Annotated in this window: 3 protein-coding genes; 2 read left to right on the plus strand and 1 reads right to left on the minus strand. The window is 58.7% G+C overall.

What is annotated here, in order from left to right; genetic code table 11:
- Window positions 1-289 precede the first annotated feature (289 nt).
- Entirely contained in the window at window positions 290-646 is a 357-nt protein-coding gene (locus tag OXF11_00205; GenBank protein ID MCY4485528.1) for a hypothetical protein, read from the plus strand.
- Window positions 647-861: 215 nt separating this feature from the next.
- The gene (locus OXF11_00210) at window positions 862-3,009 is read left to right on the plus strand and encodes a hypothetical protein (protein ID MCY4485529.1); all 2,148 of its coding nucleotides are present in this window, start codon (window positions 862-864) and stop codon (window positions 3,007-3,009) included.
- A gap of 174 nt (window positions 3,010-3,183) precedes the next feature.
- Here the strand turns inward: OXF11_00210 and OXF11_00215 are convergent, their stop codons facing one another.
- Window positions 3,184-3,363 (minus strand): hypothetical protein, encoded by a 180-nt coding sequence (locus tag OXF11_00215; GenBank protein ID MCY4485530.1) that lies wholly within the window; start codon window positions 3,361-3,363, stop codon window positions 3,184-3,186.
- Between the last annotated feature and the right edge of the window lie 215 nt (window positions 3,364-3,578).

Raw genomic sequence — 3,578 nt, forward strand, 5'->3', positions numbered from 1 at the left:
GCGGCATCAAAAAGTTGACCGTCTGAACTCTCAGTATTATCGTTAAGACACCAGAATGTAGTGCCAGAAGAAAAAAATCGACCCGCTAACCCCCCGAATTATAATGACTTTCATTTACCTATGTTAAACTTGGGTTAGGCTGGGTGCCGGCTACGACGGCATCGGTGGGGGCGAGGGGGCGACGAACTTTCGAGTGGCGCTTCGCGTGCCGTTCGGCGGAACCTCAGAGCGTCCGCCGTGGGAAGGGCTGGGCGTGGCGGCCGGCGGTGCTCCGCCTACGGCAAGCGACTTGTGGCGGCCGACCGAGTATATCGGCGCAATCAAGGTTGCCAAACGGCAAAGCGTGGCCTCGTTGGTGGACAATGCAGAAGTGAGGTTTCTGCAGAACACTGTTGGGAGCGGCGAGGCGGTTCAACTGGAGGTGTCGCTGCCGGTCGCGGCTCCGGAAGACATTCGGGTCGAGGTGCGGCTTGTGCCCGGTAGTGGGGAGAGTCCTGCCGTGCCCGGCGAGGACTACGTGGACGAGCCGATTGAGATGACTATCGCCAAGGGAGCCACGAGCGGCAGGGTTTCGATCCGGTTGCTGCGGAACGACGATATCCAGGCGAACCGTAGCTTGGGCGCCACGGTATCGCTGGTTGGCTGAGGGTCTCGGGGACGAGAGACACTACCCTTGAACCGAGGAGCGTGATGGGTCGGAGGAGTCTTGCATGGCTGACCTTCCTGGTTCTGTTGGCCGGGGTGGCATCTCTGTCGCTGTCGTCCTGTGGCGGAGGTAGCGGCGAATCCTCGAGCAATCCCCGCGATGAGGTGGTGATCACGCCGCCGGGTGCAGACCGCGCGCCCGTGATCGAGCGACGCTTGGAGGACATCACCCTGACCCTCGAGGCCGGCAGAACGGTTCAATGGGAATCGGCACCCATCCACAACTATTTCTCGGATCCCGACAACGACCGGCTGGAGTACCGTGCGACGTCATACGACGGGAGCGTTGCCCGTGTTGACTTCAAGGCTCCTGAGCTAACCTTGGTCATACGTGCACTGGCCTTGGGGACTGCGAGGATCACATTGACGGCGCGGGACCCCGGCGGCCTGTCGGTGACGCAGAGCTTCACGGTAACCGTCAATGACGGGACCGCACTTCCGCCCGACCATTCCGATGCGCTCGCAGGCGCCACCGAGGTCGCTTTCGAGGAGACCATCAAGGGGTATATCGATTCTCCAGATGACGTGGACTATCTCCGTCTGTGGGTGGCCGAGCCGGGTACGATCACCGTCACGCTCGATGCGGAGCTTGCGGGCGTCGAGGTCTCGTTGCTGGACAGCAACGGGAATGTTCTTGCCGTTGCGGAGACCGCAAGCGAGGCAGAGATAGAGTATACAGTGTTGAGGGAAACGTTTATTTTCATCAAGGTGGTGCTCTCCAAGGACCTCTTTTTAGCAGCGCTAAAGGCACTAGTGCGACTACCGTCCGCTTGGGATATTGCGTTGCACCACAGCGCCGCTGGACCGACGACGAGGGTGAGAATCAAACCAGATGCTCAGTTCGCCGGGGATTGCCGCTGCTTGGCAATTGTGGAGCCAGGTGGTGTGAGCAAAGCAGTCAATCTCGCGGACTACTTCGAGGGATCGACAGAGGAGTTGCTCTTCACCATCCGTGACATCCCGGGTGACCTCTCGGTTGATGTGGGCTCTTCTCCCGGCTCCGGCCGCCTTACGATCTCGGCCCCGCAGGGCACGGATTTGGGCATCTACGAATTCACTGTAGAAGCAGCGGATACGTACGAGTTACCAGACGGTCGGGTTGTGGCCAATCCCGAAACGTCCGTGGTCGTCACTGCGAAGGTAAACGTGGTGGCGCTGCCCATAGTGCTGCCGGGACAAAGCCTGACCGTCCGGGCGGAGCCTGGCAAGAGAACATCGATAGGCCTCACAGAGATCATCGGACCTCCGGAGAATATCGGGAACCATCTGCCGATTCGCTTTCAGCTTGACGTGAACGACCCCGGAACACAGCCAAGCATCTCGGACCTCTCGGCGAGGATAGAATCCAATACCTCTCTGGTGGTGGAGCCGCCGTCCGAATTGGAGGGCGAGTTTTCCCTCAAGGTGTCGGCATGGTTCCCTGACGCCGAAGGCTCACGGGAGTTTACGTTCCGGGTGATCGTTGGAGATGTGGCCGGTCCCCGGTTAATCGAAGGCGGCCCGCCTTTGTCGGTTTCCGTGGAACAGGGCGGCGAGGTCATGATCAGACTAACGGACCACATCGAGGATTCGGAAGGCGGCCGGCTCACCTTCGTACCCGCTTCACTTCCGTCAGGCCTTGGCGTCGCACGGAACGGCCCCGACTGGACTATCAGAGTGCCTTTGGGAGCGAAGTTGGGCGAACATGTCATTACGCTTACCGCGACCAACGAGAACGGCATGTCAGCGGATTTCGCTCTCCGGATAGTTGTCGAGGAAGCGAGCGCCGTGGTTGAACCCCCATTCAGGATTGGAGAACCGCCGTCCGATGTCCAATCTTGTCTCGCCACACTAGGAAACAGTCTCCAGCGACTCTATGACAACTTGGCGCAAATTGGCACAACGACACTTGAGATTTGCAGAACAGCTTATTGCCCTGGCGCAGTGGGGGCTGACGCGGTGAAGTGTAGTTGCTGTCAAACCGTCGAAGATTACATACAGGCGAATCCGCCTCAGGATGTTTACATAGATGGGTTTACATTCGAATGTACACCGGCTCCTGGCGATTTTTTGTTAACCTTGCAGGAGACTGTTGGCAGCCCGATCGGAGAACACTTCTCAATCGCTACGAGAGCAGACCAGAACATGTGCCGCACGATGATCAACAACAGACGTACGCAATGTCGTCGCGTTCTTGACGAGGAGCTGTTGCCGCAAATCGAGCGTTTCGCGCCAACCTTCGAAAGCTGTCGAAGGATTTTCAATGCACAGGTACAGGATTGCGAAAGTCATTTTGACGGGCAGCGCTTGAAGTGCGGCGGTTGATCTGGAGGTTGTTGGGATTCAGGCTAACCCAACGGAGCATCACCCGCTTCTCCTGCTGACATCGACGTTTCGATGAGTTGAGGGTTTTCCATGACCACTTCAGACCGTGTGAAAACTCGCCCGTCCCATCAACGGGAAGGGGCGGGTTTGGCATGATGGGATGTGGCATACATTTCAGCCGATGATCGTTCGCAGTTGCTGCTTCTGCCGGATGCCGTAGACGACTGGGTGGGCGCGGACAATCCGGTTCGTGTCCTCGAGGCTTTCGTCGCTGCCCTTGACCTTGAGCGGGCCCGCTTTGAGCGGGTGCAGTCCAACGGGACGGGCGGTCAGGCTACGATCCGGCAACTTCACGCGGGCCAAGCTCGAAAGAGAGTTGAAGAAAGCTCGACGCTCTTCACGGGTTTGGGGAGGAGGCGTCCATGTATCTCCGAAATCTCACCACCATCAAGTTTTCAACCCATGTGCTGTGCGTGTTGACAGCGTTGACCTTGGCTGGCTGTGGCGGTGGAGGCGGCACGATGCCAGAGCCATCGGTGCTGCCCCTGGCACTGCCTGCGGATCACGGA

It is taken from the genome of Deltaproteobacteria bacterium (assembly GCA_026712905.1).
Taxonomy (GTDB): domain Bacteria; phylum Desulfobacterota; class Binatia; order UBA9968; family JAJDTQ01; genus JAJDTQ01.